Source organism: Neoluteolibacter marinus, from assembly GCF_014904755.1.
GTDB classification, from domain to species: Bacteria; Verrucomicrobiota; Verrucomicrobiia; order Verrucomicrobiales; family Akkermansiaceae; genus Haloferula; species Haloferula marina.
Window position 1 is genome coordinate 1 of the sequence record NZ_JACZFQ010000336.1, and the last position, 521, is coordinate 521.

The following is a 521-nucleotide window of genomic DNA, read 5'->3' on the forward strand; positions in this document are numbered from 1 at the left end:
CGTGGAACCGCGCAGACAAGACCAACGTCCTGCGCGGCCGCACGATCGAGCACCGAGACTCCGCCTACCGCGAAGGGCTCTACCGTCCGTTCGCAAAAGCGAACGTCTACTTCGACCGCGCGTACAACGACATGGTCTATCGACTGGAACAGCTCTTCCCCACCGCGCAGCACGACAACTACGGGTTCTCAGTTATAAGCCCACGAGCGGAAGCTGAGCCTGCAGTCCTAGCGTCGAGAATCGCTCCCGACGTCGCTCTATTCACTTACACCGTTCAGTTCTTCCCCCGCTATCGCTGGGAGCCTGCCAAGGACGAGGGTACGATCGCGCTCGATCTCGGGGGCGAGGTGATCGACGGATACCGCCGCATCGACAACATCACCGACGAGTTCCACCGCCTCATACAGGACCGCTACGGCAACCAGGTCACGAAGGACGATGTCTTCTTCTTCCTCTACGGCCTGCTCCACTCCCCCGAGTACCGCGAGCGCTACGCGGGCGAGCTTAAGCAGATGCTTCCC

The 521-nt window shown here is 61.2% G+C and carries 1 protein-coding gene; it reads left to right on the plus strand.

Annotated features, from left to right (window positions below; genetic code table 11):
- The coding region (locus IG178_RS25150) for a type ISP restriction/modification enzyme (RefSeq protein ID WP_226895802.1) at positions 1-521 on the plus strand (521 nt) is incomplete at both ends.